Genomic DNA, 26,892 nt, shown 5'->3' with positions numbered 1-26,892 from the left:
TATTCGCATTATGCAAACACTTTATAATTAATTATATCATTAAGTTTTAAATATTATATTGCTTTTTTTTCCGCTGCTGCTTCATAAGCATAAATTGCAGCACCCAGTGCACCTGTAGTCTGGGGATTTGGAGCAACTATGACATCTGTGCCGAGCTCATCGCTTATAGCTCTTACAACACCCTTATTTTGTGCAACTCCACCGCACATTACCACATCGCCTTCTACTCCGGCCCTGTATGCAAGACTGCAGGCTTTTGAAGCTGTAGAGTTGTGGACACCTGCAATAATATTCTGCTTTTTGAGGCCTCTCGACAACTGCGATATTACCTCCGATTCGGCAAATACAGTACACGTACTGCTTACAACTGAAGGTTCGTCAGCCATGGAATCATATTCACCCATTTCACTCAAATCAACTTCCAGTATCCTTGCCATTACATCGAGGAATCTTCCGGTACCGGCAGCACACTTGTCATTCATGAAAAACTGTTTTACCCTTCCCGTCTTGTCAAGCTTTATGGCTTTTGCATCCTGTCCACCAATATCAATTATAGTCCTTGCAGTTGGTACAAGGAAATGTATCCCTTTGGCATGGCAGCTTATTTCGCTGAATTGTTTGTCTGCCTTGTCTATGGAAAATCTTCCATATCCTGTGGTAACTGTCTTGTCAATGTCTTTCTCAGTAAGGTTTGCCTTTTCCAAAACTTCAGCCATTACTCTTCTTGGTCCGGTTGATCCCGTTCCCACCTGAGCCACTGCTGTTGATACTATTTCCTTACCATCTTTCAATATCACAGCTTTTGACGATGCTGAACCAATGTCAATTCCCATTGTATACATGACATATCCTCCTTTTACCAATAATATAATTTACCGGCTTCTTGCTACTGATTATTATCTTTGAATCGGACCAACAGTTTGAACATATTCAACAAGTATTCCTTGTCCATATTTCGGCTTCAAGAAATTAACAATAATATCGCTTGTTCCTGGAACAGCACTACCTTCAAGCATTTCCATCCCCTTGCTTTCAAATTCCTGACGAACAGCCTCAACATCTTCAACCTCATAAGCAATATGCGCAATGCCACCCTTTCCATTATTGAAATTCTTGAGAGGGCTGCCCTCTTTTGGAATAATCAATTCCACCGGGCTTTCATTTTCAGTATATTTTGTAAATATCAACTCTGCCTGATATGCTTCAACAAATCCTTCATAATCAATTTCCAGATCAAACGTTTCAAGGAATTTGTCAGCAGCTTCCCTTGTATTCAGTACAATTCCAACGTGGTGCATTCTCATAGGTTTCATAATTTAAATCCTCCAATTATTTAAAAAATCTATTATTTATTGTATTTTTTACTATTTCAATTCCAGTCCCATGTTTTCTTCTCTAAACAATCTTTCATCCATCAATTTTATGTCATCTGCAATATGTGGCTTGAATTCCATCTTGTCAAGAATTTGACTCTGCATGTCTATTCCAGGCGCAATCTCTATTAGCCATAGACCGTCTTCCCTGAGTTCAAATACACATCTTTCAGTTATGTATAAAATCGACTGACCTGTCTTGTTTGCATAATTACCACTGAAGGTAACCTGGTCAACTTTCTCTTTAAACTTAAGTCCTTTTCCTTCATTTTCAATAATCATCTTACCATCTTCGACTTTTGTCCTTAATCCACCAGCAGTGAATGTACCACAGAAGAACACTTTTTGGGAATTCTGTGTGATATTTATAAAACCTCCACAGCCTGTGAGTTTAGGTCCAAACTTGCTTACATTGATATTACCCTTCTCATCACATTCGGCAAGTCCCAAGAATGCAGCATCAAGTCCGCCCCCATCGTAAAAGTCAAACTGGTAAGGCTGGTCGATGATTGCATGGGGATTCATGCTTGACCCGAAAGCGGCACCACCCTGTGGTATCCCGCCGATAGTTCCGGCTTCAACAGTAAGTGTAACGTAATCTCCTACACCTTCCTCATTGGCAATTGTTGCAATAAATTCAGGAGCTCCTACACCAAGGTTTACTACAGAATTCTTTCCAAGCTCCATTGCAGCCCTTCTGCCGATTACTTTTTTTGCACTCATCGGTATTCTTTCAACTTCGCTTGATATATCCACTCTTTCTTCGCCGCTTAGTCCCGGACTGTATTCATTGCCAATACATTGTTCATGGTCTTCAGGATCTGCTATTACAACAGCATCCACATATATTCCAGGAATCTTGACAAGTTTCGGATTCAATGATCCTGCTTCGACTATTTTTTCTATTTGAACTATAACCTTTCCATTGTTGTTTTTAACGGCCTGGGCCATTGAAGTAACCTCAGTTGTTGCTACTTCCTTCTCCAGGGATATGTTGCCGTATTCATCTGCGTACGTACCTCTTATAAACGCTACATCAAGAGGGAAAGTCTTATAAAGAAGCTTTTCTTCGCCATTGATGTTTATAAGTTCAACCAAATCCTCAGTAGTTCTTTCATTCACCTTTCCTCCACCGTTTCTCGGATCAACAAAAGTATCAAGTCCAACATGTGTAAGAGTCCCAGGTCTTTTACCAGCCATATCTCTCAGAAGGTATACAAGCGCTCCCTGCGGTAGGTTGTATGCTTCACATTTGTTTGAAAGAGCTAACTCTCCCAGCTTTGGTGCAGTTGCATAATGACCTGCTACCACTCTTTTCAGAAGCCCTTCATGAGCGTAATGATCTCCGCCTGTCGTGCCGCTTCTATCCCCCTGCGATGCAGGTAGAAAAAATGTTATGTCTCTTGGCGATCCTGTCTCTAGAAATCGTTTTTCAAATGCCTTGCTTAATGCTTCGGGATTACAGTTGCCTACAAATCCGCTTGTAACAAGAGTATGTGAATCCTGAACCATTTCTACAGCTTCACTTGCCGTCAAAATTTTTACCTTTTCCATTTTTACCTCCAAATATAATCTTAATTACTTCTATTGCCGGAAGTGGCCCAATGGAAATAACTGAAATCTATTTAACGTCTATACTTTTTCCATCTTCTCCACTTTATTTTCGGTACTATGGTACGACCTTTTGTTTTAAAAAAATATTTCCTTTTATTTGCACTGTTCTACATGTATATTTAATTACGCCTCTTTTTTCGGTACTATGGTACGACCAATGCTCAATCTAATTATAGCACACATTTATTCTTATGAAAAGTGTTTTTTGTTTTTATCAATTATATCAATTCAAGCAACTCATCATTATACATTTTAGCCTTTCTTGCTATTGTTGACTGACTTACATCAAGTATCTCAGCTGCCTTGTAGGTGCTTTTGGTTTCTTTCATGACCATTGTAATCAATTCCCTTTCAACCCTTTCTTTTGCTTGTCTAATGGGAATGACCTTGTTTACAATGATATCGAAAGTATTGTCTTTTAACTTGTTCTTAACTATATTCGTTATATTTTTTTCATTTAGATGATCAAATTTACCTGAAAGACTATTTAGATACGTTCTTTTAAAAACACCCGTTACTCTACATTCGAGATTTTGCACCAATATGTATCTGTTTTGAATATCCAATATGTTATTCAAATTTTCCAGTAAACAAAAATCTTCAGAACCATATTCAAATAAGTTACTGTCTTTATCAATATCCTTCAATAGAAGATCAAATAGTATATCCTTGTCAATTATCCTTATTTTTCCATACTCATTCTTATTGACAATTATTAAGTCGACATCCTTTTTGAATATATCTACAGCCATGTCTATGGTAACATCACCTGAAACTTCATATACGGGATTCATCAAATAATCAATCATTGTTTCAATTTTATCAATCGAGTTCTTTTTCTTATTACACATTCTATTGTTCTTCATTCAAACCTCAACTCCAAAACATTACATTATAACAACAACTTTTCAATCTGCCATGTATTTTGCTTTCCAAATCCATAATCAAGTTTTGTAAGAGGGATAAACATCCCCCTTTTAAGCAACTTTCTTAAGTTTAGCTTTCATAGGGCTGTAAATAGCCTTTCCAATTGGCAGCACGTCCCTGCCAAAAGCACCGTTTACGATTATTGCTCCCGAACCGTAGAATGACGTCATTGAGATGATGAATTCCGAATATGCTGCCAGCATGTGTCCAAACTCTTCTGCAACATGAAAAGTCGTGCAGATCAATCCTATGAACAACAAGTCAATAAGCAAAAATATCGTGAAAAGAACCTTGTTTGTTGTCATTGACCCAACCGTCATGAATATGCTGAATATAAGGTATCCTATGAATGCAAATCCCAATTGCTTAGGGTCAACAGAATTGGCAAGGGTTTCTCCAAACACTCCTGCTTTTATCATCCAAACCATTGCCATGGAATACCAGAACAATGCATATCCTCCAAATGCCGTAGCACCAAACATGTTGTCCTTCTTGAAATCCATGAAGCATGCTATGAGCTGTGCCGTAGCTCCCAGAAACACAACCCATGGAATCAGGTAGGATACCCCAGTAGTGAATCCCAGTTTCGCGGACGACGCCACAATGGTGACTAGCGCCAATCCCAGCAGTCCCAACGGCGTTGGGTTGGCTACAACAATTTTTCTTTCATTCATTAATTGAATCCTCCTTGAAAATGAGGCCCACAATAGGGCAGGCCTCACACTATATATTATTTAATGATTTGCAACTGACTTGGATCAAATCCTTAGTATATGAAAAATGCAAAGAATCCAGCTATTGCTATTGAGTATAAGAACATAGGCAATGCATTTCTTTTTATAAGCATTCCTTCCATTCCTATTACTCCTACAGTTGCACACACTGCAACTACATTGTTTACACATACCATGTTTCCAATTCCACCACCAATTACCTGCATAGCTGTTATCAATACAGTAGGCATTTTAAGAATTGCTGCTGTTTCAAACTGAAGTGATGAGAAAAGAATGTTCGATACAGTATTCGAACCGGACATGAAAGATCCAAGTACACCGATAAATGGCGATACAAATACATAGGCATTTCCCGATATCCTGGCTAGAGCCTTTGCCATCTCTGTAAGCATACTTTCAAGTCCTGCTCCATTTATACCTGAGTTAAGCATAAGCTGAACCATTGCTATTCCTGCAAACAGCGCTATTGCAGCTCCTGATATCTGCTTGAATGTACTCTTCCATGCAGACTTCACCTCATCCGCCTTCATTCCGTGCATGAAATGAGTAAGAATCGCTACAAGCATGAATGGAATAGTACCTGGCAAGTATGCCCATTTCAGGCTGTAATCCAGTCCGGTTCCCATAACATTTGGAACAGTGATATTTTGCGATGCAAGAAGACTTTTCAATCCCAAGCTTGGTATTCTAGTAACTACCAGGATGACAGCTATGAGAATATACGGAACCCACGCCTTAAGAAGCGACATGTTTGATTCCGATGCTTTTCCCAGGTCCATTTTTGATTTCCAATTATCTTCCCACTCTTCTTTTGGAGGAAAATCCCAAGTAGTCTTAGGCATCAGGAATCCTTTTTTTGCAGCTACTACTACAATGGCCAAACCAATGAAGGCTCCAACCAGCGCTGCAAGTTCAGGGCCAAATATAATAGCAATCAATATATATGGAACTGTAAATGCAAGACCTGCAAATATAGCAAATGGTGCTGCTTCCAGTCCTCCCTTGAAGGACCTTTCCTTTCCATAGAATTTAGTCATAAGACAGATTGACAGTAAAGGTATGAAAGTACCTACTACAGAATGACCTATTGCAGACCATCTTGTAAGTTCCATGAGATATGCCGTAGAATCAGCACCTATTGCATCAAGATTGACTGACAGTGTACTCATGGCACCAAATACCGGTGTTCCTACTGCACCAAAGGCTACGGGAGTACTGTTCATAATAAGTGAAATCATTGCTGCTGCCAAAGGAGGGAATCCCAATCCTACCAGCAAAGGACCTGCCAAAGCCGCCGGTGTACCGAATCCAGCAGCACCTTCAATAAAAGCTGAAAACATCCAGCCGATTATCAAAGCCTGAATTCTTCTGTCTTTTGTAATACCGTTGAATCCATTGTTGATTGTAGCCATCGCTCCGGATTTCTTTAAAGTGTTAAGAATAAGTATTGCTCCAAAAATTATTATTAATACATCAAAAGACTTAAACAATCCATAAACCGAATAACCTATAACTTTTCCTAAATCAATTTTCCAAACCGTGGTTGCTATCACAGCAGCCATAAGCCAAGATACAGGCAAAGCTTTTTTTGCTCCCCAGTTGAATCCTGTCATAAGAACTATTGCAACTAAAATTGGTAAAAATGCTAATATTGCGTACATCAAAACTCCTCCTAAAAATCTGTTAATTGGATAATTCACTGTTAAACCAAATCATTCTACTTCTTACAAATACTCCTGCCGGAATAACTGTACATTTCAAAATCCCTGGTTTGTATTGTTCTTTCTACTACACCCTCCTTATTGGTATAATGGTACGACCATATTGGAGTAATTTAAAAACCACCGTTTTGCATATTGTTATGATGGTCGTACCTCTCTGGTATAGTTAGTATTATATGATAACCTTTTCCTAATGACAAGCATTGATATTTATTTAACAATTACGCCCGCATTATACAGTGCTTTTTCTGGCGCAAAATCGCTCATTTGCATTGTTTCAGATTTAAACAGCGCTATTTTGTTACGTTTTCTTAATATTTCTCTTGAACATTTGTTAAATATTTAACTATATCAAGCTTCTCTGTCCATTACTATATGAATATTTAAACCAAACGGCAGAATACAAATTATTCTGCCGTCATTATACTATCTTATGAAACTCATGGATTCCTTTTCTATCTTTTCAGGCTTTTTCACTGAATCCCTGCCGTTTTCAACAAGCTTCATTGCCCAAGCCATATTTCTTCCCAGTGTCTTCAATGTACAGACTCCTTCTTCATCCTTAAGAACCTCTCCGGGAGTCCTGCCGTGAATTACATTCCAGTAATATGATGTTGGAACTATCATCTCCGAGTAGTTCAAATAGCTGTTCAATTGGTTCAATGCCGTCATGCCACCGGATCTCCTTACTGCTACAACCGAAACTCCAACCTTGTGCTTCAGGAAATTACCGTTGGCTCCATTTACATAAAACAATCTGTCAAGGAAGGACTTCATTGTTCCGGACATATCCGTATAATGTACAGGTGTACCAAGTATCACACCATCCGCTTCTTTCAGTTTCTGAATCATCTCATTTACTGCATCGTCATCAAATATGCATTTTTCATCCATATTCTCCCTGCACTTGTTGCAGCCCATGCATCCTCTGATATTCTTGTTGCCTATATGGATTATTTCTATCTCAATGCCTTCCTTCTCAAGCTCATCAGCAACAAGCTTGATGGCATGGTATGTGTTCCCTTCCTTCTTGGGACTTCCGTTAAAAGCTACTACTTTCATGATTTTATTGGGACTGATTCATCCCTGCTCCTTTCCTCAAATATAATCAGTTACACTCTTTTATAAAGATTCACAGTACTTTCTTCTCTCAAATCTCCAAATTTCGGTACTATTGTAGTGAAATGAACTGCCTTGTTGTGCTTTTCAATTGCCTCCATATCCTTCCATTCTTCAATGAATGTAAAAGCATTTGATTCCTTTATGTCTTCAAACAAATTGTAGGATATGCAGCCTTCTTCCTTCTGGCTTTCCCTTACAAGTTCTTCTGCAAGTTTTCTGAATTCTTCGACCTTGTCTTTTTTTATTATGCTTCTAGCCACTATTGTTATCATGAGTATCTCCTTTTTATTCATATTTCTTGTTACAGTATATTATATTTGAACATTGCCTTCAAGTACTCACTTTTTTTGTAAGCCACAAAACAACTATCCTTTCATTCAATTACCTTTAACCGTCATATCACTACTATAAAACTCACACCATCTTCCCTGTTTTCAACCCTATAGTCGCCCTTGTGCAAAGTCACTATTTCCTTGACTATGGCAAGGCCAAGACCTGTACCTTTTTTCTTTCCTTTTTTCTTATAGAAGCTGTCAAAGATGTACGGAATATCTTCATCTGCTATCTTGTCTCCTGAATTGAAGACTTCAAGCCTCAGCTTGTCTCCTGCCTTGTCCGCCATTACGGATATCCTTCCGTCAGAATGTTCAATTGCATTGCTCAACAGGTTCTTAATCACCTGTTCGATTCTTATTTCATCAATTGATTTTGAGAATTCACCGAAGTTAATATCATATTTGAATTCAATATTGCCCTTCTCTACAATATCCTTGAACCTGTTAAAGATAACATCCAAATAACCCTTAAGCTCCACCAATGTAAACTTCATTGTAAAATTACCCGTCTCCATCTTCGAGTAATCAAGAATATCGTTTATTATGTGGCTCATTGATTTTGTTTCATCGTAAATGCTCTTGACATAATGGTCCCTTTCGTCAAGATCTTTATACATGCCGTCATAGACCAGCTCCGAATAACCTTGAATGACCGATATTGGAGTTTTAAGCTCATGAGTTGCCTGGGCAAGAAACTTCTTTTTCAGCAGTTCGCTGTTTCTTTCCTTCTTGAGTTCCGATTCAAGCTTGTATATATTTGACAACAATTCTTCATAAAGGCTGTTGATGGACTGGTTCAACTGGTTGATTTCATCATTGCCTGTTGCAACAATTTTCGAATCTATGCCCTTCCCCCTCATCTCAAGAGCCAGTTTGTTGAGTTTCTTTATAGGCCTTGTTATGCTCCCGGCAAGCAGAAGGGCAATTAAAACAGACAAAACCAATGCGATTACCAACAGATACATTGAAAATTCAAACATAGTATCAACGGCTTTGTCCAATGACTGGATACTCACTTCATATGCGAGATAGTCATTGTCCAGCTGCACCCCAAAAGCATATATCTCTATGCCGATATCGTTGATATACTGATATTCAGTTATATCGTCGCTTCTCACAAACTGCGATTTTTTTTGGTTTATACTTCGGTTCTTGCCATAACCGTAGCCCTTCAACTCTCCAGTTTCATCAAGGATATAAAGATTGCCTCCAATATCTTCCCTGAGTCCTTCAAGTCTAAGTTCAGCTTCTTCATCTGTTATGTTTCCATAATTGGTTTTAATGTATGTTGTAGCTTCCGCTATTTTGTCCATCTGCCTGTCCAGATAAAATTGAGGCAATACAAATTTAAGTCCCAATCCTATGAATAGGAATATGACCAGTGCAAAGCATATGAAATAATAGAGCACCTTTGAACTTATGGATTTCATCGGTCCACCACCATTCTATAACCGTGACCTCTTACAGTTTTTATTTTGTCGCCTTCATCAAGAAGCTTTTTCCTGAGCCTCTTGACATGAGTGTCCACTGTCCTTTCATCTCCAAAATAGTCATAACCCCAGACATTGTCAAGTATCTGGTCCCTTGTCAGCGCAATATTCAAGTTGTCTGCAAAATATTGCAGAAGACTGTATTCTATAGGTGTAAGCTCCACCGCTTTGTCATTGACATAGACCTGCCTGTACTCCGTGTTGATTTTTATATCACCCAGCTCCATCATTGAATCCACTACGGACCTTCGACTCTTCTTCAGCTGAACCTTCACCCTGGCCAAAAGTTCTTTTGCGCTGAAGGGCTTAGTAACATAATCATCCGCACCCAGTTCAAATCCAAAAAGCTTATCCTCTTCCTCTGCTCTGGCTGTCAGCATTATCACTGGCATTTCCCTGTTCTTTTCCCTTATATGTTTAAGGATGGACCATCCATCAATATCAGGCAACATAACATCAAGAACTGCCAGGTCATACTTGTTGTCCTCGAGCAGGGCTATGGCTTTTTTGCCGTCTGAAGCTTCATCCAGTTCGAAGTTTTCCTTCTTCATATATTTGACCAGGATTTCCCTGATCCTTTCATCATCCTCAACAACCAAGAGCTTTACGTCATACATGATTTTCCCCTCCATGACAACAGAGATGTCAACTTCAGCATCCCTCTTGTTTTCCTAATGAAATAATAAACTACTTATGTGACAACAATATGGCAACAACATCAGCGCATATCGGGTTGATCGTTTCAACAACTTTAATCATACTATAAGTATATACCAATTCAATCTTTATTCAAAGATTTTATATGATTGGCTCAACCCTATGATATCCTTGACCTCTACTTGTCAATGCTGTATACTCTAAAGGATTTCAATTATGGAGGAACCAATGAAAAACTACAAAACAACTGGAGTATGCTCCAGGCAAATAGATTTCAAAGTTGAAGAAGGGATTGTAAAAAACGTCAAATTTCACGGAGGATGCGAAGGTAACCTGCAAGGGGTATCGCAACTGGTAGAAGGTCTTAGTGTAAATCAGGTTATCAGCAAGCTCGATGGCATCACTTGCGGCTACAAGACTACTTCTTGCCCGGATCAGCTTGCCAAGGCACTCAAAGAATATATCTAAGTCGAAAACCGTACAATTATTTTGGTTTGATTTTCATACTAAAAAAACAGGAAGGCAGTCAATCTTTCCTGTTTTTATTTTGCTGTTATTATACTATTCTTATCCTGCTCATATAGGCTTCCGCCTTCTTGTAGTCAGGATACACCTTTCCCACAAGTCTCCAAAATGAACGGTCGTGGTTCATATGAACAAGATGGCAAAGTTCGTGGACTACGACATAGTCAATTATCTGTACAGGAAGCATTACGAGTCTCCAGTTGAAAATCAGATGTCGATCAGAGCTGCAGCTTCCCCATTTCTTTATACTGCCGTCAATCTTGAAGGATCTGTACTTCACATTGAAATCAGGCTGATATTTTCTCAGTCTCTTGTCAATCAACTTCCTGCATGACTTCATGTAGAAAGCTTTCAGTGCCTTGGCCGCATCTTTTTTAGATGCTTCACTGCATTCACATATGAAACTTTCACCATTCCAATCTACAATTGTCTTCTCAGCAGACCGGTTCACTCTAAAAATCAGGGGATATTGCTTCCCCTGAAAATAATACATCTTTTCTTCCATTTCACCTTGATCCATTCTTAAAACTTGAGGATTTCATTCCATTTCAAAAGTTCCTGTCTGTCTGTGCTGACATCTACAACTTCTATAGTCTTGTTGACCCTTCTCATTCTTGTTCTTGTAGTTTCAGCCATTTTTAGTATGTCCCTGTTCTTGGTTGTTGTTGTACCGTTTATCTGTTCAAGAAGTACAGGATCGTTTATTTTTATTGTTATATCATCTTCTGCATATTCCTTCAAATCCTTGCAGATTTCCGACAATGCATAAAGACCCACTAATACAGGTTTCTTGTATTCCATATACATGGACTTTCTGCATACTTCCTCTTCATTGTTAAAAATACAGTATCTAATTTCTATGTCTTCATTTTCATAAAAACCTGGAATTCCTTCCAAATATGCTGTAATCATTCAATCCTCCGATGTTCAACTCTTATCCAACTCAATATTGCCTTAGCTCTACCAGCAGTTCCACTATTTCTTCCCAAATAGGGATTCCTTTATTTGAGCAAAAAATGATTTTTTCTCAACTGGAGGTCTTTTTGCTGATTTTATCTTTTCCCTTATTTCCCTGTTTATATCTTCCTGTGTCCTTTGCGGTCTGATGGCCCTGCTTTCAGTTTTTATGCCTTGATTTTCAACGGGCTTTGAACCTGCAGTTTTCTTATGTGATTTTTTATATCCCTGCGATTTTTTCTTCGCCGGTCTATTATTTCCTTCTTTAACCGTTCTTCCTTCCGGCTTTTTCCCGTCAGGTTTCCTTTTGTCGGCAGGCTTTCTCCTGTTTGAGGATTTTTTCCTTTCCGACCCGGATGCTTTGGGTTTCCCTTTATGGGATTTGGACGACTGTCTGGCAAGATTCTGCTTCATGATTTCCACCCATTTACCGTCCGCCTTGGAAACACATTCCTTGACATAAGCATCAGTTGGAAGTTCCTCTTCATATATGACAACTCCAACATGCTCCTCGATCTCATAGAAGGCCATAAAGTCTTCTGAAGTTACAAAGGTTATGGCTTTTCCCGTGTTTCCTGCACGCCCGGTTCTTCCTATCCTGTGGACATAGCTGTCTTTTTCCACCGGGACGTCATAGTTTATTACCAGACCCAGATTGTCTATATGCAGGCCTCTTGCTGCAACATCTGTGGCAACTATGATCTGTACATCGCCCTTCTTTATCTTCTTTACCGTTTTCAGTCTCTTATGTTGAGAAATTGCCCCGTGAAGAGGTGCCGTAACATATCCCTTTCTCTCCAGAAAGGCATTAACTCTTTCGACAGCCACCCTTGTATTGCAAAAGACAATTCCGCTCTCCGGCTGTTCAACCTTGAGAATCTTGTTTAGCTGGGTGTTTTTTTCGTTGTACTTGACCTTGTAGTATATCTGTTCAACTGTATCAACCGTCAAGGTATCCGACTCCAATTCTATTGTGAAAGGATCCTTCATGTATGACCTGCATATATCCTTTATTTCATCTGGCATTGTTGCAGAGAAAAGCAGCGTCACCCTTTCCTTCGGAAGCCTTTTGATTATGCTTACAACCTGGTCTATGAATCCCATGTCAAGCATCCTGTCAGCTTCGTCAAGAACAAGGTATCTTATATTTTTAGTATCCAGTGTTTTTCTCTGAATATGGTCATATACGCGACCTGGAGTTCCCGATACTATTGATACGCCCTTTTTCAATGCTTCAATTTCAGTATTGATATTATGCTGGCCATATACAGCCGTAGTTCCGACCCTGTTGTTCTTTGACATCTTCCTCAAATCACTGTCCACCTGAACAATAAGCTCTCTTGTTGGTGCCAGTATAAGACACTGGGGTCCCTCGATTTCCTTGTCAATCTGTTGAATCACAGGAATACCAAATGCACCTGTCTTGCCGCTGCCTGTCTTTGACATCACAATCAGATCTTTGTTCTTCAACACCTCAGGTATGGCTTCCTTTTGCACCTCAGTGGGGTTAATGAAATCCATCTCTTCGATGGCCTTGATTATTGATGGCTCGACGCCTAAATCACTAAATGTTTTTTCCATATTTCCTTCTTTCTTTAATATTCGCTCTACTATTATCACTACACTGTAACATTATATTGACCAACAGTCAAATTTCTTTTATTGAAAGCCTTATGCCTCCATTTATTAACCGTCATGCGCAATTAATTTAACAAATTATTATACCATTGCTTCTTACTTTGTTCAATCCGATAAAACAAAACAACTGATGTCCTGTATAGTGGAACCGGTCATCAGTTGTTCATTGAACCATTATTGTAATATTTGAAATTTCTTTCTTCCTACTCTTCAAAGAATTTATTTTCTATAAGATTTACAAGTTCATTAACGGCTTCCATTTCATCGTTTCCTTCAGCCTTGATGGTGATTGTCATGCCCTTTACAGCACCCATGGTCATTAGGCCAAGAATACTCTTCCCTGCAACTTCCTTGTCCTCTTTCACAACCTTGATGTCACTTTCAAATTTATTTGCAGCGTCAACAAAAATCTGTGCAGGCCTGATATGGAATCCCGTTTCATTTTGTATCAACACTTCCTTTGCATACATGGTTTACTTCTCCTTTGATTTTTGCACTTTATTAATAATCTATTATGTTTATATTTTTTCAATTGACACCTTGTCGAGATTCTTTCTGATATCTTCAAAATTGCATACCTGGGTGCCTTCCTTTGTGGCAGTCATGGTGCCCGCCGATGTAATCCATTTTGCTATGAATTCAATTTCATGGTTGTTCATTATTGAATATGACAATGCAGCAACCATGGAATCTCCTGAACCTACGGTGCTTTTCACCTCAATGGGAAATGGTCTAACACGATATGTTTCAGTTTCATTGGCTATGATGGAACCGTCTCCTCCCATCGACACTACTACAAGCTCTACACCTCCTCCAATGAGCTTTTTGATATCCTCAACCACCTCTTCATCTCTGCTGTATGTTCTCCCGAAGAGCTGCTCGAGTTCATGGATATTGGGTTTCACCGCATACGGCTTTGCTTCCAGCCCCTTCCTGAAAAGTTCTCCTTCAGCATCAAGAATGGTTTTTATATCCCTCTTCTTGGCCTTCTCAATGTACTTCTTGTAGATGTCAGTTTTAATTCCGGGAGGTATGCTTCCGCTTAATATGAACACCTCAACATCGTTAAGGACTCTGTCAAGGAGAATATCAAACCTTTTAAGATCATCTTCAGAAACAAAAGGTCCCTTCTCATTGAATTCCGTTATTTCGCTTTTGCTTCTGTCAAAGACCTTCAAGTTTGTTCTTGTCTCCCCTTCAATTTCAAGGAATTTGGATTCAATGCCAAGTTCATCCAGATAAGCAAGAAGTCGTCTTCCCTGATGTCCGGCAACAATTCCGGTTGTCCTGACATCTACAACAAGATTCTTGAGTACCTTTGCCACATTGATACCCTTGCCTCCTGCATCAATCCTTCCTTCATTTATCCTGTTAAGGCCTCCGGTTTCAAGGCTGTCTATTTCAACAGTCTTGTCAAGGGCTGGATTAAGGGTTAATGTCAATACCTTGTTAATCATCATTCACACCTCTTCAATCATCCAACAAATACTTCTACACCTTTAGTCTCGGCTTTCTTAATGAAGTCGCTGGAAGTATTTGAATCCGTAATTAAATAGTCCACATCTGTAATCTCTGCAAACTTAGCAAAGGTTACCTTGTTTGTTTTCGTATTGTCAGCAAGTAAAATCCTATATTTTGCAGCACTTAGCATCCTTTTTTTTATTGAAGCTTCAGTGAGATTCGGCGTAGTGAGGCCTTTATCGATATCAACACCGTTGGTAGCTATGAAAGCCTTGTCCGCCTTTATCCTGTCAAAGGACTCTTCTGCAATAGGTCCTACAAGAGAAATTGTATTCTTCCTCAATCTCCCCCCCGTAAGCACTACTTCTATTCCTTCTCCTTCCTGAAGTATCTGGGCTATTATCATGGAATTCGTAACAACTATTAGACGTTTTCCAAGCAATAGTTTTGCCAGTTCGTATGTTGTGGTTCCAGAATCAAGAATAATTGTGTCGCCTTCTTCAATAAATTCAACAGCTTTCTTGGCGATTCCTATTTTTTCATTTTGTAGACTGCTCTGTTTTTCTCCAAAGGAAGGTTCAAAATTCATCATGGACTCTGCAGGAATTGCACCTCCATGAGTCCTCTTGATCCTGGATGCATCTTCAAGTTCCTTAAGATCCCTTCTGACTGTTGAAGCAGAAACATTGAATTCCTTACAAAGCTCCTTCACAGATGCTCTTTCTTTAAGATTAATATATTCCACAATTTTATTCTTTCGTTCTTCCTCGAATAACATTTCCTTCGCCTCTCTTGTCTGTGATTGTTTGTGACTTAATTTGATTATATTTCATTATTTTCGTTTTGTCAATCGCTGAACACAAGTGAAATGCTCACAAAAACGCAAATATAGTATTGATTCCAATAATGCAAAAAGGGAACTGAAGTCAATCTCCAATTCCCTTTTTGCATGTCAGTTATATATACAGCATCTCGGATACCTTTTTCAGGTATTCTTCTACATCCTTCTTAACGTAAAATACTGATGCTTCATTTTTTATTTCCTCTGCTTCCTCAAGAGTCCTGAGATGCAGTGCCCATTTGACTTCAGGTATGAATGAAACGGACATGCTGAGGTGTCTGATTCCAAGTCCTACAAATACGGGCAGGAGGGTTTTGTCCGCAGCCGATTCTCCGCAAATGCTGACCGGTATATTGTTCATTTTTGCAGCTTGGGCAACCATGCCTATGCTCCTTATGACTGCCGGGTCATAAGCAGAATACATGTAGGAAACCTGCTTGTTCATCCTGTCTGCCGCCAGTGTATACTGTACCAGGTCATTGGTTCCTATGGAGAAGAAGTCCACAACCTTGGCGAATGCATCAGCCATTATTGCAGCTGCGGGAGTTTCAACCATTATCCCTACCGGAATATTGTCATTGTATTCGATATTCTCCCTTTTCAGTTCCTTCTTGCATTCCTCTATGAGTTCCTTGGCATCCATGAATTCCTTTATTGTGGCTATCATGGGGAACATTATCTTTATGCTTCCATAGACTCCGGCTCTAAGTATGGCTCTCAGCTGGGCCTTGAATATTTCCACTTCTCCAAGGCAGAGCCTGATTCCCCTGTATCCAAGGAATGGATTGTCTTCTGCTGCTATGTCGAAATGGGGACTGTTCTTGTCTCCGCCGATATCTATGGTCCTTATTGTCACATAACCTTCAGGCAGCTGTTCTGCGACTTCCTTGTAAATCTTGAACTGCTTTTCTTCGTCAGGATACTCATCGTCCATGAAGAGGAATTCCGTACGGAAAAGCCCTATGCTTTTCGCTTCGCTTTTTACAACAAACTCCATGTCTTCAGCATTTCCTATGTTTGCCATAAGCTCGACCTTTTCACCGTCTTTTGTTGCTGCAGGCAATCCTTCAAGTTCCTTGTACTTGCTTTTAAGGCTTTCGTATTCTTCCTGTCTCTTCCTGTATTCAACTACCGTTTCTTCATCTGGGTCAACATGTACAGATCCGTCGGTTCCGTCGAATACGACAGTATCACCCTGGTTTATGAGGGACATGCACCTATCCAGTACTATATAGGGTATTTCAAGGAGGTTTGCTATTATTGCCGAATGTGATGTTTTCCCACCTGTTTCAGTAATGATTCCCTTTACAAGATTCTTGTCCAGTGATGATGTCATCGACGGAGTCAGGTCATTTGCCACCACTATGCATTCCTCTTCCACGCTGTTGTCCGTCTTTACGCCCTTTATATGCTTGATGATACGTGTGGTGATATCCTTTATGTCGGCCGCACGTTCTCTCATGTATTCATTGTCCATTGAAGTGAAGATTGCTTCCAGCTGCTTGCTTACTTCACTTACGGCATAAGCTGCATGGGCGCTCTTGTCCTTGATATAGGCTTCAACCTGGCCTATGAGTTCTATGTCGTTCAGCAGACTGAGATGGGCTTCAAATATCCTGGCTTCATTCTCCCCAAGTGTGGTCAATGTCTTTTCATATATCTTCTCCACATCGGCTATTGCACCCATTCTTCCATTTTTGAATATTTCCAGTTCCTTTTCAACATCGGATGCACTGCTTTCATCGAATGTTATTAGCAGGTCTTCAATCTTGTAAATCTTGTTGTGAGCGATTCCCTTTGCTATTGGCAGTCCAAAGTAACTCATCATAATATCACCTACTCCTTGAATCCGCATTCAAACAAAGATCCTATCACTGCACTTGCCTCTTTCTCGTCTTCTCCTTCTGCGATTATTGTAATCTGGTCGCCTTTGGCAGCTCCCATTGACATTACTGAAAGGATGCTCTTTGGCTGGTAGACCTTGTCCTTGTTGTCATTTTTCAGCATCTTGAAATCACAGCTGAATTTCATCGATTCGTTGGCAAGCATTGTTGCCGGTCTTGCATGCAGTCCTTCTTCATTATTCAGTACATATATTTTCTCTACCATTTTAATTTCTCCTTTAATATTTGGTGTTTGATATTTTTCTTGATTTTATTATGTTCATATTTTTTCAAGGTATACCCTGTCGACATTCTTGCTTATATCTTCAAAACTACAAACCTGGGTACCTTCCTTGGTGGCTGTCATGGTACCAGCCGATGTAATCCATTTTGCTATGAATTCAATCCCGTGATTGTTCATGATTGAATACGACAATGCAGCGACCATTGAGTCTCCTGATCCAACTGTACTTTTCACTTCGATTGGAAAAGGTCTTACTCGATATGTTTCAGTTTCATTGGCTATGATGGATCCTTCTCCCCCCATGGATACAACAACAAGCTTCACACCCCTATCAATGAGCTTCTTAATATCCTCGACCACTTCTTTATCGCTGCTGTATTTTCTCCCGAAAAACTGTTCAAGTTCATGGATATTCGGCTTGACTGCATAGGGCTTTGCCTCCAGTCCCTTCCTGAAAATCTCCCCATCGGCGTCAAGAATGGTCCTGATGTTTTTAGCCTTGGCTTTCTCAATATACTTCTTGTAGATATCACTATCTATTCCCGGGGGTATGCTTCCGCTCAGTACGAATACCTCAACATCATTGAGCACCCTTTCAAGAAGGTTGTCAAATCTTTCCAGATTCTCTTCAGATACAAATGTTCCATTCTCATTAAATTCCGTTATCTCACTTTTGCTTCTGTCATAGACCTTCAAATTTGTTCTTGTTTCGCCCTCTATCTCAAGAAAATCCGATTCAATGTCAAGATCATTCATATAAGCCAATAGACTTCTTCCCTGATGCCCGGCAACAATTCCCGTCGCCCTCACATCTACTGCAAGATTCTTAAGCACCTTTGCCACATTGATTCCCTTGCCACCTGCATCTATCCTTCCTTCCCTTATCCTGTTTAGCCCTCCATGTTCCAGGCTGTCAATTTCAACAGTTTTGTCAAGAGCCGGGTTTAGTGTTAAAGTCAATACCTTGTTCATCATAATTTTCACCTCTCTCATAATCCAACAAACACTTCTATCCCTTTAATTTCCGCTTTATGAATAAAGTTACTGGAAGTATTTGAGGCGGAAACATTGAATTCCATGCAAAGTTCATTCGTGATTGTTTGTGATTGTTTTTGATTTAATATGATTATATATCATTTTTTGTAATTTGTCAATGCCGTCAAAAAGAAAAATGGTCACAAATAATCATTCAACAAAAAAAGACAATGGGAATGAACTGATCCATTGTCTTTTTGACTTGAATTCTCAAGTCATCGAATCCTTCGAATTCATATTATTAAATTAATTTATGCTACATTGCCTGTCTGAACAACTCAATAACCTGCTCTAGACTAGCAAGCCTGGGATTTGTCAACTGGCAGGCATCAAGTTTGGCATTTGTTGCCATCACTTCAAAATCCTCTTCCTTGACTCCGAGTTCGGAAAGACCTGAAGGTATTCCTACTGAGCTGGAAAGGGCCTTTATAGCGCTTATTGCCTTCCTGGCCGCTTCAACAGTTGATAATCCGTCAATATTTTCTCCCATCGCCTCAGCAATATCCTTGAATCTTTCAGTATTTCCTATTATATTGAATTCAGACACCACCGGTAAAAGTATTGCGTTGCAAACACCATGAGGCAGGTTATAGAAACCTCCAAGTTGATGAGCCATTGCATGTACATATCCCAATGACGCATTGTTGAAAGCCATTCCGGCAAGCAGTTGGGCATAGGCCATCTTTTCTCTTGCCAACATATTTGTACCGTTCGCTACAGCCATTGGGAGATATTCAGCTATAAGCTTGATTGACATAAGGGCCGCAGAGTCAGTCAAAGGATTTGCCGCTGTCGAAACATAAGCTTCAACGGAATGGGTCAAAGCATCCATTCCTGTTGCCGCAGTCAAAGCCGGAGGCATACCCATCATCAATCCAGGATCGTTGATGGATACCGAAGGCGTTACTCTCCAGTCAACAATCGCCATCTTTACTTTTCTCTTTGAATCCGTAATAATACAGAATCTTGTCATCTCAGATGCTGTTCCGGCAGTAGTATTAACTGAAACCAAAGGAACCATTTCATTCTGCGACTTGTCTACCCCTTCGAAATCCTGGATTTTTCCGCCGTTTGAAGCCACCAGGCCGATTCCCTTTGCACAGTCATGCGATGATCCACCCCCAAGGGACACTATGGAATCACATTTTTCCTTTTTCCACACTTTCATGCCGGCAAGTACGTTTTTATCTGTAGGATTTGGTTCAGCTCCACCGAATAATACCACTTCAAGTCCTGCTTCCTTAAGTATACCTTCAATCTTTGCCGCCATTCCCAATTTTACCAGCATTGCATCGGTAACCAGCAAAACCTTTTTGCCTCCAAGACCTACAACCTTGTTTCCCACTTCGTTTACACTGCCTTCCCCTATAAGATTTACCGTCGGTATGAAATAACCGTTAACTGCCATTATTATTTCCTCCTCTTTAAATCTTTTTCTCTGTCTCAAGTATATCACCAAAAATAAAAAAAATCCATCCATCTTCTGTATAAATATAAACTTCGAATTTGTACAAAATACAGTAGAAGAAACATAGCAAGATACATCTGAAATTTATTTATCATTTTTTTATCATTGCATTCAGGCATCCAACAGCATCCAGCAACTTTATCATCTTCATTTACCAAAATACAATCCATCCATGAATATCAGGTGTTTGTTTATTTTATTACAATCGATGCATGTTTTTTCACTAAACCCAATTCAATCCAGCCTAATTTCCTGTCTGCCATCCTGGATTGCATTGGTTACCAAATCTCAAGCCAAATTGTTCGGGTTATTTATTATTTCTTCTATAGATGCATATCCCTTTGGATAGACATCATAGGTATGAACTTCCTCTTCTTTGTTTAATACTCTCAGGCCGCCAGCGGCAAGAGCCTCCATTTCCTGTTCTCCCGGAATTACAGTTACGGGAGCAATGAATTCAATCAGTTCTCTGATCCATCCGGTCAACAGCTCGCTGTATGCCATTCCACCGGTTATGACAATCCGGTCCACCTTGCCGCCTCTGATGACAGAAAGTGAACCGACGCTTTTTGCTACATTGTAGGCAAGTGACTTCAGTACCAGTTCAGCCTTTTCATCTCCCGCCTCTATCATTTTGATTACGTCCCTTACATCCTGGGTTCCGAAATGGGCCGCAAGACCAGCCTTTCCGCAAAGATACATCCTTACATCCTGTAGTGACTTTCCTTCCTGGAAGCTGTTGTAGCAGAAATCCGCCATATACCTTGTTGGAATTGCACCTGCTCTTTGCGGCGACATCGGTCCCTCGTCATCATATACCCAGTCGGCAACTCGTCCATGATCATGGAATCCCATTGTGATTCCTCCTCCAAGATGTACAATGACCAAATTCAGATCCTCATATTTCCTCCCAACAGATTCCGCATAAGTCTTACCCGCCATTTTTGTGTTTAATAAATGAGCTATAGGCATATTTATTATTTCAGGTATTCCCGTGATTTTTGCAATTTCATCTGCCGAGTCCACACAGGTAGGATCGTATATAATAACCGGAATATCAAGTCCCTTAATCAGTTCTTTACCAATGAGACATGACAATGTTGATGCATGCTGGGCTTCAGGTGCATAGGTGACTGAAGCGATCATAAGTTCATTTACCTCATAGGCTCCGTCATATGGTACCGCAGGTATGGCACCCGCTCTCGTTACAACTATGTCGAACTCCGCTGGTTTAAGATTGTTTTTTTCAAGAAATTCCCTGACTTGAGTTGTTCTGAAATCAAGCTGCTCAAGAACCTTTGGCATACGCTTTAGCTCTTCAGAGGTAACATCAAGAGATACCATGTTTATCATGTTATTGTCTTCAAAATACGCCACTTTCGTTGACGTGGACCCGCAATTGATAGTGAATATTTTCTTCATTTTTATATCTTCCAGTCCCAGTATTCATAATTATTACTCGACATGGTCATCCTCCTTTTCTATATATATAACTATATTATACTCACTGCATATAATTATAACCACTCCAATTTTCTATAAAACAAAAGAGCATCGGAATAATTCTTCCAATGCCCTTCCGGATATCAGTTATATATGCAGCATCTCGGATACCTTTTTCAGGTATTCTTTTATATCATCCTTGTTGTACAATCCGAATACTTCATCCCTTATTGCTTCATCTTCAGCCAGACTTCTCAAATGCAGTGCCCACTTGACTTCAGGCATGAATGAAACGGACATGCTCAGATGTCTGATTCCAAGTCCTACGAATACGGGCAGGAGGGTCTTGTCTGCAGCCGATTCTCCGCAAATACTGACCGGTATATTGTTAATTTTTGCAGCCTGGGCAACCATTCCTATGCTCCTTATGACTGCAGGGTCATAGGCCGAATACATATAGGAGACCTGCTTGTTCATCCTGTCAGCCGCCAGGGTATACTGTACAAGGTCATTGGTTCCTATTGAGAAGAAGTCCACAAGCTTGGCGAATGCATCAGCCATTATTGCAGCCGCGGGAGTTTCCACCATTATCCCTACAGGAATATTGTCATTGAATTCAATGCTTTCACTTCTCAGTTCCTTCTTGCATTCCTCGATGAGTTCCTTGGCATCCATAAATTCCTGAACTGTAGCTATCATGGGGAACATTATCTTTATGCTTCCGTAGACTCCGGCTCTCAGTATAGCCCTCAGCTGGGCCTTGAATATTTCCGTTTCTCCAAGACAGAGCCTGATTCCCCTGTATCCCAGGAATGGATTGTCTTCGGCCGCTATGTCGAAATGGGGACTGTTCTTGTCTCCGCCGATATCTATGGTTCTTATTGTCACATAGCCTTCAGGCAGCTTCTCTGCAACTTCCTTGTAGATCTTGAACTGCTTTTCTTCGTCAGGATACTCGTCGTCCATGAAGAGGAATTCCGTACGGAAAAGTCCTATGCTTTTCGCTTCGCTTTTAACAACAAACTCCATGTCTTCTGTATTTCCTATGTTTGCCATCAGCTCGACCTTTTCGCCGTCTTTCGTTGCCGCAGGCAATCCCTCAAGCTCCTTATACTTGTTTTTAAGTGTTTCATACTCTTCCTGTCTCTTCCTGTATTCTGCAGTTGTTTTCTCATCGGGATCAACATGCACAGATCCGTCGGCTCCATCGAACACGACAATGTCTCCCTGGTTTATGAGAGACATGCATCTGTCCAGGACTATATAGGGTATTTCAAGTAGGTTTGCTATTATGGCAGAATGTGATGTTTTCCCGCCTGTTTCAGTAATGATTCCCTTTACAAGATTCTTGTCCAGTGAAGATGTCATGGACGGAGTCAGGTCATTTGCCATTACTATGCATTCCTCTTCCACCTTGTTGTCCGTCTTGATGCCTTTTATGTGCTTGATGATACGTGTGGTGATATCCTTGATGTCGGCCGCACGATCTCTCATGTATTCATTGTCCATTGCAGTGAAAATTGCTTCCAGCTGCTTGCTTACTTCACTTACAGCATAGGCTGCATGGGCCCTGTTGTCCTTGATATAGGCTTCAACCTGGCTTATGAGCTCGATATCATTCAACAGACTAAGATGGGCTTCAAATATCCTGGCTTCATTCTCCCCCAAGGTGGTCAATGTCTTTTCATATATCTTCTCCACATCGGCTATTGCACCCATTCTTCCGTTTTTGAATATTTCCAGTTCCTTTTCAACATCGGATGCACTGCTTTCATCGAATGTTATTACCAGGTCTTCAATCTTGTAAATCTTATTGTGAGCGATTCCCTTTGCTATTGGCAGTCCAAGGTAACTCATCATAATATCACCTACTCCTTAAATCCGCATTCAAACAAAGATCCTATTACTGCACTTGCTTCTTTCTCGTCTTCTCCTTCTGCAATTATTGTTACCCGGTCGCCTTTGGCAGCTACCATTGACATGACTGAAAGGATGCTCTTTGGCTGGTCTTGCATGCAGTCCTTCTTCGTTATTCAGTACGTATATTTTCTCTATCATTTTAACCTCTTTTCTTTCCGTTTTGCAACAGATATTTTTCCGCTTCAGCATTCCACAATCCGTTATGCTTGTCCACAATTGCAGCAAGTTCCTTGAAGAGTGGATCTGTTTTTCCAAGTTCTGCAAAATCTTCAATTGCAGTCATAGGCATATCTATTTCATTATAGGCAATCTTCTTTCCTCCCGGAATGTTTGGAAGGTCCAGAATGGTGTCGATTGCACTGTTTATACCGCCTACATGCGTAAGCATTACTGCCGGATTTATGAGTCCCTTTGACGACATTTCAAGGCTTTCAATCATATCGTCAGCATTTCCTCCTGTAGATCCCATGATATGCGTAGGAGTATAGTGGATATTGTAAAAATTGATTTCAGCACTGAATGCCGTATTTGATGGGCCTGCAAAGAAATTCATGCAGCCATCCTTGGCAAGTACCTTGTCCGCATCTTCAACTATAGGTCTTACGGGAGCATAGACGAATGCATCGTCATATCCCGTTCCATCCGTATAATCCATCAATCCCTTGATGGAATCCTCCATATTGTTTGGGTTCACAAAATGGAGCTCTACACCGTTTTTCCTTGCTTCCTCTTTCGGAAACAGCTTTCTTGCTCTTTCCAGTCTTTCATCGTTTATATCGGTTACAACCAGAAGTCCGGGCCTTCTGTCACAGTTAAGAGCATAGTCTATTGCTCCAAGTCCCATGGGACCTGCTCCTGCAAAAAGCACCATCTTTCCGCCTTCCTTTATTCCCATGTAATGGAAGTACTCTCCTGTCTTCGTATGGTAGTTTGAATGGAACCCTCCTATGATACAAGACATGGGTTCAGAAAGTGAAGCTTCATAATATGATTCACCATCATATTTGAGAAGGAATCCAAGCTCCATGACTTCCCTTGGAACTACACAGTATGTCGTTAATCCTCCGAAAAACTCGAATGAATATCCCGGTGCATAAGGACTTCCCTTGTAGTTAAGCGCTGGCTGTATGGCATATTTGTCCCCCGGAGAAAACTGGTCCTTCCATTCTTCTCCCACTTCTATGATTTCACCTGAAAATTCATGTCCCATTATTGTAGGATTTGTTGCTATGTTTTCAGGAACCCTTTTATGCTTGCTTCCCTGAATGACCGCCTTGTAGGTGGACATGCAGATACTGTTGCTGACAACCTTCACAAGAATTTCATCCTTCTTGATTTCAGGCAATTCAAAAGTTTCCAGCTTCATTGTCTTTACATCGTATAATCTCACTGCTTCAGTTTTCATTTATTATCTCCTTGTTGATTTCTACATTTTATTGGTAAACTGCTTGTACACGTCATTGACATCCTTTGTGGTTCTAAGCTGTTCAACCTTGTCCTCGTCTTCTATTATTTCCGCAAGATTTGAAAGTATCTTCAAATGCTCGTTCCCAAGTCCTGCGATTCCAACTACCAGATAAACCGTATTGCCGTCATAGTCTATTCCGTCAGGATATTGAAGTATGCTTATTCCCGTATGCTTGATTTCTTTTTTTGCTTCATTAACGCCGTGAGGTATTGCAGTGCCGTTTCCTATGAATGTTGAAAGCTCCCTGTCCCTTTGAAGCATTGCTTCAATATAGTCTTCCTTGACATATCCACCCTTGAAAAGTATTTCTCCAGCCTGTTTGATTGCTTCTTCCTTGGATACGGACTTTAGTCCTACCATTATGTTTTCCGGTTTCAACGTTTCAGGGGTACCTGTTGCTTCCTCAACATTATCATCAACCTTTTCTTCATCAGCTTTTTCCACGCCACTTCCTTTTCTGTTTTTAAGGAATTCTGCTATCTCTTCATATACAGGAGTTGTAAGAAAATCTGTAATCGATAGATGTATCGCTGATGGAAGAGTTGATTTAGCCCTGTCTGTCAGTTTCTCATGAGTTATAACCATGTCAATGGTTTCATCAAGTTGGTCTATTGAGGTATTTGTTGCCTTTATGTCAAGCCCTGCCTTCTTAAGTGCAGTTCTAAGCTTTCCAGCTCCCATTGCGCTTGAACCCATGCCTGCATCACACGCTACCACTATTGCCTTTATTTCACGGTCTCCAATCAGTTCTTCGGACAATGTGTCTATTAATGCTCCGCTCTTTGTCTTTACAACGCTGGATTCTTTTCCTTTAAGGTCTATCATCTGTCCCTTGGCTGATTCAAACATGTCTTCATCTGTCTCTTTCTTGTTGATGAGAACCGATGCAACAAGGAATGAGATTCCTGTCGATACAAGAACACCTGCAAGTACAGGAAGTAGTCCTCCTTTTGGCGCCATTGCCGACAGTGCGAAAATACTTCCGGGCGAAGGTACGGCAACAAGTCCTGCTCCCAAAGCATTAAATGTGAATACTCCTGCTGCTCCTCCGGCCATAACCGCCAGTATCAATATAGGCTGCATCAATATGTAGGGGAAATAAATCTCATGTATTCCACCCAAGAAATGAATTATTATTGCTCCTGGTGCAGACTGTTTGATCATACCCTTTGAGAACACCCAGTAAGCCAACAGTATTCCAAGGCCAGGTCCCGGATTTGTCTCGAGAAGGAAGAAAATCGATTTCCCGAGTTCCGCCTGCTGAGCAATACCCAGAGGACTCAATACTCCGTGGTTGATTGCATTGTTCAGGAACAATACCTTGGCAGGCTCAATGAATACGGATGCCAGTGGAAGAAGTCCTCTTTCCACGAACATTTCAACTCCTGCTCCAAGACCATTGCTTATCCTTTCAACTACAGGTCCTATACCATAATAACCAAGAATTGCAATTACAGTTCCGAATATTCCCAGAGAGAAGTTGTTCACAAGCATTTCAAATCCGGAAGGTATCTTGTCGTGTACAGCTTCATCGAATTTCTTGATTATGTAGCCACCGAGGGGACCCATTATCATACCGCCGATGAACATTGGAATGTCGGTTCCTACAATAACTCCCATTGTAGCTACTGCTCCCAGTACTCCCCCTCTGTGTCCGTATACCAGTTTTCCTCCTGTATATCCAATGAGTAATGGTAACAAATAAACAATCATTGGACCTACAAGGCTTGCAAGGTTTTCATTTGGCAGCCATCCCGTGGGTATGAATAACGTTGTTATAAGACCCCATACTATGAACGCTCCTATATTGGGCATTACCATTCCACTCAGGAATCTGCCGAATTTTTGAACATGCTGTTGTGCCTTGCTCTTTGATTCAACAGTATTGTTGTTTAAAGTATCCTTCATATTTTTCTCCTCTTTGATTTTTATTTATTATTTCTGTTGCGTTTTTTCAGCTACGCATTTGAATATCGACTTTGTCGATAATGCATCGAAGATGCTTTCTTGATATACTTTAATTATACGCCCCAGCA

At 40.4% G+C, this 26,892-nt stretch carries 26 protein-coding genes; 1 reads left to right on the top strand and 25 read right to left on the bottom strand.

What is annotated here, in order from left to right:
• Positions 1–53: 53 nt before the first annotated feature.
• From BUB05_RS08475 to BUB05_RS08430, 10 genes are all read right to left on the bottom strand, one after another.
• A complete protein-coding gene (locus BUB05_RS08475; RefSeq protein ID WP_073049171.1) occupies positions 54–842 on the bottom strand; it encodes an acyl-CoA dehydratase activase in 789 nt (262 codons plus the stop codon).
• 54 nt (positions 843–896) lie between these two features.
• The gene (locus BUB05_RS08470) at positions 897–1,313 is read right to left on the bottom strand and encodes a VOC family protein (RefSeq protein ID WP_073049170.1); all 417 of its coding nucleotides are present in this window, start codon (positions 1,311–1,313) and stop codon (positions 897–899) included.
• Positions 1,314–1,364: 51 nt separating this feature from the next.
• Complete coding sequence (locus tag BUB05_RS08465) at positions 1,365–2,927, bottom strand: acyl CoA:acetate/3-ketoacid CoA transferase (protein ID WP_073049169.1); 1,563 nt, start codon at positions 2,925–2,927, stop codon at positions 1,365–1,367.
• A 278-nt stretch (positions 2,928–3,205) separates the two neighbouring features.
• Positions 3,206–3,853, bottom strand: a complete 648-nt coding sequence (locus BUB05_RS08460) for a hypothetical protein (RefSeq protein ID WP_073049168.1) — start codon at positions 3,851–3,853, stop codon at positions 3,206–3,208.
• 111 nt (positions 3,854–3,964) lie between these two features.
• A complete protein-coding gene (locus BUB05_RS08455) occupies positions 3,965–4,588 on the bottom strand; it encodes an acetate uptake transporter (protein WP_073049167.1) in 624 nt (207 codons plus the stop codon).
• A 92-nt stretch (positions 4,589–4,680) separates the two neighbouring features.
• Positions 4,681–6,309 (bottom strand): L-lactate permease, encoded by a 1,629-nt coding sequence (locus BUB05_RS08450; RefSeq protein WP_073049166.1) that lies wholly within the window; start codon positions 6,307–6,309, stop codon positions 4,681–4,683.
• Between the two features lie 486 nt (positions 6,310–6,795).
• Positions 6,796–7,431, bottom strand: a complete 636-nt coding sequence (locus BUB05_RS08445) for a flavodoxin family protein (RefSeq protein WP_073049165.1) — start codon at positions 7,429–7,431, stop codon at positions 6,796–6,798.
• 50 nt (positions 7,432–7,481) lie between these two features.
• Complete coding sequence (locus BUB05_RS08440; protein ID WP_073049164.1) at positions 7,482–7,763, bottom strand: putative quinol monooxygenase; 282 nt, start codon at positions 7,761–7,763, stop codon at positions 7,482–7,484.
• Between the two features lie 122 nt (positions 7,764–7,885).
• Entirely contained in the window at positions 7,886–9,256 is a 1,371-nt protein-coding gene (locus BUB05_RS08435; protein ID WP_073049163.1) for a sensor histidine kinase, read from the bottom strand.
• Complete coding sequence (locus BUB05_RS08430) at positions 9,253–9,933, bottom strand: response regulator transcription factor (RefSeq protein WP_073049162.1); 681 nt, start codon at positions 9,931–9,933, stop codon at positions 9,253–9,255. Before BUB05_RS08430 ends, BUB05_RS08435 begins: the two co-directional genes overlap by 4 nt.
• A 268-nt stretch (positions 9,934–10,201) precedes the next feature.
• Between BUB05_RS08430 and BUB05_RS08425 the strand changes: the two genes are divergently transcribed.
• Positions 10,202–10,441, top strand: coding sequence for a TIGR03905 family TSCPD domain-containing protein (locus tag BUB05_RS08425; RefSeq protein WP_073049161.1), 240 nt, complete (start codon positions 10,202–10,204; stop codon positions 10,439–10,441).
• An 88-nt stretch (positions 10,442–10,529) separates the two neighbouring features.
• On the opposite strand, the gene BUB05_RS08420 is transcribed toward BUB05_RS08425, so the two are convergent.
• The 15 genes from BUB05_RS08420 to BUB05_RS08350 all read right to left on the bottom strand — a co-directional run bounded on the left by BUB05_RS08420 (position 10,530) and on the right by BUB05_RS08350 (position 26,764).
• On the bottom strand, positions 10,530–11,003 hold the full coding sequence (locus tag BUB05_RS08420) for a M48 family metallopeptidase (protein WP_175548533.1): 474 nt from the start codon (positions 11,001–11,003) through the stop codon (positions 10,530–10,532).
• Between the two features lie 17 nt (positions 11,004–11,020).
• Positions 11,021–11,410 carry a hypothetical protein gene (locus tag BUB05_RS08415; protein ID WP_073049159.1) on the bottom strand — a complete coding sequence of 130 codons (390 nt, stop codon included), beginning with the start codon at positions 11,408–11,410 and terminating at the stop codon, positions 11,021–11,023.
• Between the two features lie 63 nt (positions 11,411–11,473).
• Complete coding sequence (locus BUB05_RS08410) at positions 11,474–13,036, bottom strand: DEAD/DEAH box helicase (RefSeq protein WP_073049158.1); 1,563 nt, start codon at positions 13,034–13,036, stop codon at positions 11,474–11,476.
• 260 nt (positions 13,037–13,296) lie between these two features.
• Complete coding sequence (locus tag BUB05_RS08405; protein WP_073049157.1) at positions 13,297–13,563, bottom strand: HPr family phosphocarrier protein; 267 nt, start codon at positions 13,561–13,563, stop codon at positions 13,297–13,299.
• A gap of 48 nt (positions 13,564–13,611) precedes the next feature.
• Positions 13,612–14,553, bottom strand: a complete 942-nt coding sequence (gene pfkB, locus BUB05_RS08400) for a 1-phosphofructokinase (protein ID WP_073049156.1) — start codon at positions 14,551–14,553, stop codon at positions 13,612–13,614.
• Positions 14,554–14,567: 14 nt separating this feature from the next.
• Positions 14,568–15,377, bottom strand: a complete 810-nt coding sequence (locus BUB05_RS08395) for a DeoR/GlpR family DNA-binding transcription regulator (protein WP_281257992.1) — start codon at positions 15,375–15,377, stop codon at positions 14,568–14,570.
• A gap of 133 nt (positions 15,378–15,510) precedes the next feature.
• Positions 15,511–17,223 carry a phosphoenolpyruvate--protein phosphotransferase gene (ptsP, locus tag BUB05_RS08390; protein ID WP_073049154.1) on the bottom strand — a complete coding sequence of 571 codons (1,713 nt, stop codon included), beginning with the start codon at positions 17,221–17,223 and terminating at the stop codon, positions 15,511–15,513.
• 8 nt (positions 17,224–17,231) lie between these two features.
• Positions 17,232–17,504 carry an HPr family phosphocarrier protein gene (locus BUB05_RS08385; protein ID WP_073049153.1) on the bottom strand — a complete coding sequence of 91 codons (273 nt, stop codon included), beginning with the start codon at positions 17,502–17,504 and terminating at the stop codon, positions 17,232–17,234.
• A gap of 54 nt (positions 17,505–17,558) precedes the next feature.
• The gene (gene pfkB / locus BUB05_RS08380) at positions 17,559–18,497 is read right to left on the bottom strand and encodes a 1-phosphofructokinase (protein WP_073049152.1); all 939 of its coding nucleotides are present in this window, start codon (positions 18,495–18,497) and stop codon (positions 17,559–17,561) included.
• Between the two features lie 316 nt (positions 18,498–18,813).
• Entirely contained in the window at positions 18,814–19,965 is a 1,152-nt protein-coding gene (locus tag BUB05_RS08375) for an iron-containing alcohol dehydrogenase (protein WP_073049151.1), read from the bottom strand.
• 348 nt (positions 19,966–20,313) lie between these two features.
• On the bottom strand, positions 20,314–21,447 hold the full coding sequence (gene buk, locus BUB05_RS08370; RefSeq protein WP_073049150.1) for a butyrate kinase: 1,134 nt from the start codon (positions 21,445–21,447) through the stop codon (positions 20,314–20,316).
• Between the two features lie 168 nt (positions 21,448–21,615).
• Positions 21,616–23,328 (bottom strand): phosphoenolpyruvate--protein phosphotransferase, encoded by a 1,713-nt coding sequence (ptsP, locus tag BUB05_RS08365; RefSeq protein WP_073049149.1) that lies wholly within the window; start codon positions 23,326–23,328, stop codon positions 21,616–21,618.
• Positions 23,329–23,336: 8 nt separating this feature from the next.
• A complete protein-coding gene (locus BUB05_RS18445) occupies positions 23,337–23,483 on the bottom strand; it encodes an HPr family phosphocarrier protein (RefSeq protein WP_245819810.1) in 147 nt (48 codons plus the stop codon).
• A gap of 44 nt (positions 23,484–23,527) precedes the next feature.
• On the bottom strand, positions 23,528–24,793 hold the full coding sequence (locus tag BUB05_RS08355; protein WP_073049148.1) for a zinc-binding dehydrogenase: 1,266 nt from the start codon (positions 24,791–24,793) through the stop codon (positions 23,528–23,530).
• A 21-nt stretch (positions 24,794–24,814) separates the two neighbouring features.
• Positions 24,815–26,764: a PTS mannitol transporter subunit IICBA gene (locus BUB05_RS08350; RefSeq protein ID WP_073049147.1), complete on the bottom strand. Its 1,950-nt coding sequence runs from the start codon at positions 26,762–26,764 to the stop codon at positions 24,815–24,817.
• Positions 26,765–26,892 lie beyond the last annotated feature (128 nt).

It is taken from the genome of Dethiosulfatibacter aminovorans DSM 17477 (assembly GCF_900142005.1).
GTDB classification, from domain to species: domain Bacteria; phylum Bacillota; class Clostridia; order Tissierellales; family Dethiosulfatibacteraceae; genus Dethiosulfatibacter; species Dethiosulfatibacter aminovorans.
This window is presented reverse-complemented; position numbering and strand designations above follow the sequence as displayed.

Coding starts and splice junctions, on each gene's coding strand:
- BUB05_RS18445 (WP_245819810.1), bottom strand. CDS start 23,483: ATGCAAGACCAGCCAAAGAGCATCCTTTCAGTCATGTCAATGGTAGCT.
- BUB05_RS08405 (WP_073049157.1), bottom strand. CDS start 13,563: ATGTATGCAAAGGAAGTGTTGATACAAAATGAAACGGGATTCCATATC.
- BUB05_RS08440 (WP_073049164.1), bottom strand. CDS start 7,763: ATGATAACAATAGTGGCTAGAAGCATAATAAAAAAAGACAAGGTCGAA.
- BUB05_RS08445 (WP_073049165.1), bottom strand. CDS start 7,431: ATGAAAGTAGTAGCTTTTAACGGAAGTCCCAAGAAGGAAGGGAACACA.
- pfkB (WP_073049156.1), bottom strand. CDS start 14,553: ATGATGATTAACAAGGTATTGACATTAACCCTTAATCCAGCCCTTGAC.
- BUB05_RS08475 (WP_073049171.1), bottom strand. CDS start 842: ATGTATACAATGGGAATTGACATTGGTTCAGCATCGTCAAAAGCTGTG.
- BUB05_RS08425 (WP_073049161.1), top strand. CDS start 10,202: ATGAAAAACTACAAAACAACTGGAGTATGCTCCAGGCAAATAGATTTC.
- BUB05_RS08385 (WP_073049153.1), bottom strand. CDS start 17,504: ATGGTAGAGAAAATATATGTACTGAATAATGAAGAAGGACTGCATGCA.
- BUB05_RS08355 (WP_073049148.1), bottom strand. CDS start 24,793: ATGAAAACTGAAGCAGTGAGATTATACGATGTAAAGACAATGAAGCTG.
- BUB05_RS08455 (WP_073049167.1), bottom strand. CDS start 4,588: ATGAATGAAAGAAAAATTGTTGTAGCCAACCCAACGCCGTTGGGACTG.
- BUB05_RS08465 (WP_073049169.1), bottom strand. CDS start 2,927: ATGGAAAAGGTAAAAATTTTGACGGCAAGTGAAGCTGTAGAAATGGTT.
- ptsP (WP_073049154.1), bottom strand. CDS start 17,223: ATGATGAGTTACTTTGGACTGCCAATAGCAAAGGGAATCGCTCACAAC.
- BUB05_RS08410 (WP_073049158.1), bottom strand. CDS start 13,036: ATGGAAAAAACATTTAGTGATTTAGGCGTCGAGCCATCAATAATCAAG.
- BUB05_RS08470 (WP_073049170.1), bottom strand. CDS start 1,313: ATGAAACCTATGAGAATGCACCACGTTGGAATTGTACTGAATACAAGG.
- BUB05_RS08430 (WP_073049162.1), bottom strand. CDS start 9,933: ATGTATGACGTAAAGCTCTTGGTTGTTGAGGATGATGAAAGGATCAGG.
- BUB05_RS08350 (WP_073049147.1), bottom strand. CDS start 26,764: ATGAAGGATACTTTAAACAACAATACTGTTGAATCAAAGAGCAAGGCA.
- pfkB (WP_073049152.1), bottom strand. CDS start 18,497: ATGATGAACAAGGTATTGACTTTAACACTAAACCCGGCTCTTGACAAA.
- BUB05_RS08435 (WP_073049163.1), bottom strand. CDS start 9,256: ATGAAATCCATAAGTTCAAAGGTGCTCTATTATTTCATATGCTTTGCA.
- BUB05_RS08460 (WP_073049168.1), bottom strand. CDS start 3,853: ATGAAGAACAATAGAATGTGTAATAAGAAAAAGAACTCGATTGATAAA.
- BUB05_RS08375 (WP_073049151.1), bottom strand. CDS start 19,965: ATGGCAGTTAACGGTTATTTCATACCGACGGTAAATCTTATAGGGGAA.
- BUB05_RS08420 (WP_175548533.1), bottom strand. CDS start 11,003: ATGGAAGAAAAGATGTATTATTTTCAGGGGAAGCAATATCCCCTGATT.
- ptsP (WP_073049149.1), bottom strand. CDS start 23,328: ATGATGAGTTACCTTGGACTGCCAATAGCAAAGGGAATCGCTCACAAT.
- BUB05_RS08450 (WP_073049166.1), bottom strand. CDS start 6,309: ATGTACGCAATATTAGCATTTTTACCAATTTTAGTTGCAATAGTTCTT.
- buk (WP_073049150.1), bottom strand. CDS start 21,447: ATGAAGAAAATATTCACTATCAATTGCGGGTCCACGTCAACGAAAGTG.
- BUB05_RS08415 (WP_073049159.1), bottom strand. CDS start 11,410: ATGATTACAGCATATTTGGAAGGAATTCCAGGTTTTTATGAAAATGAA.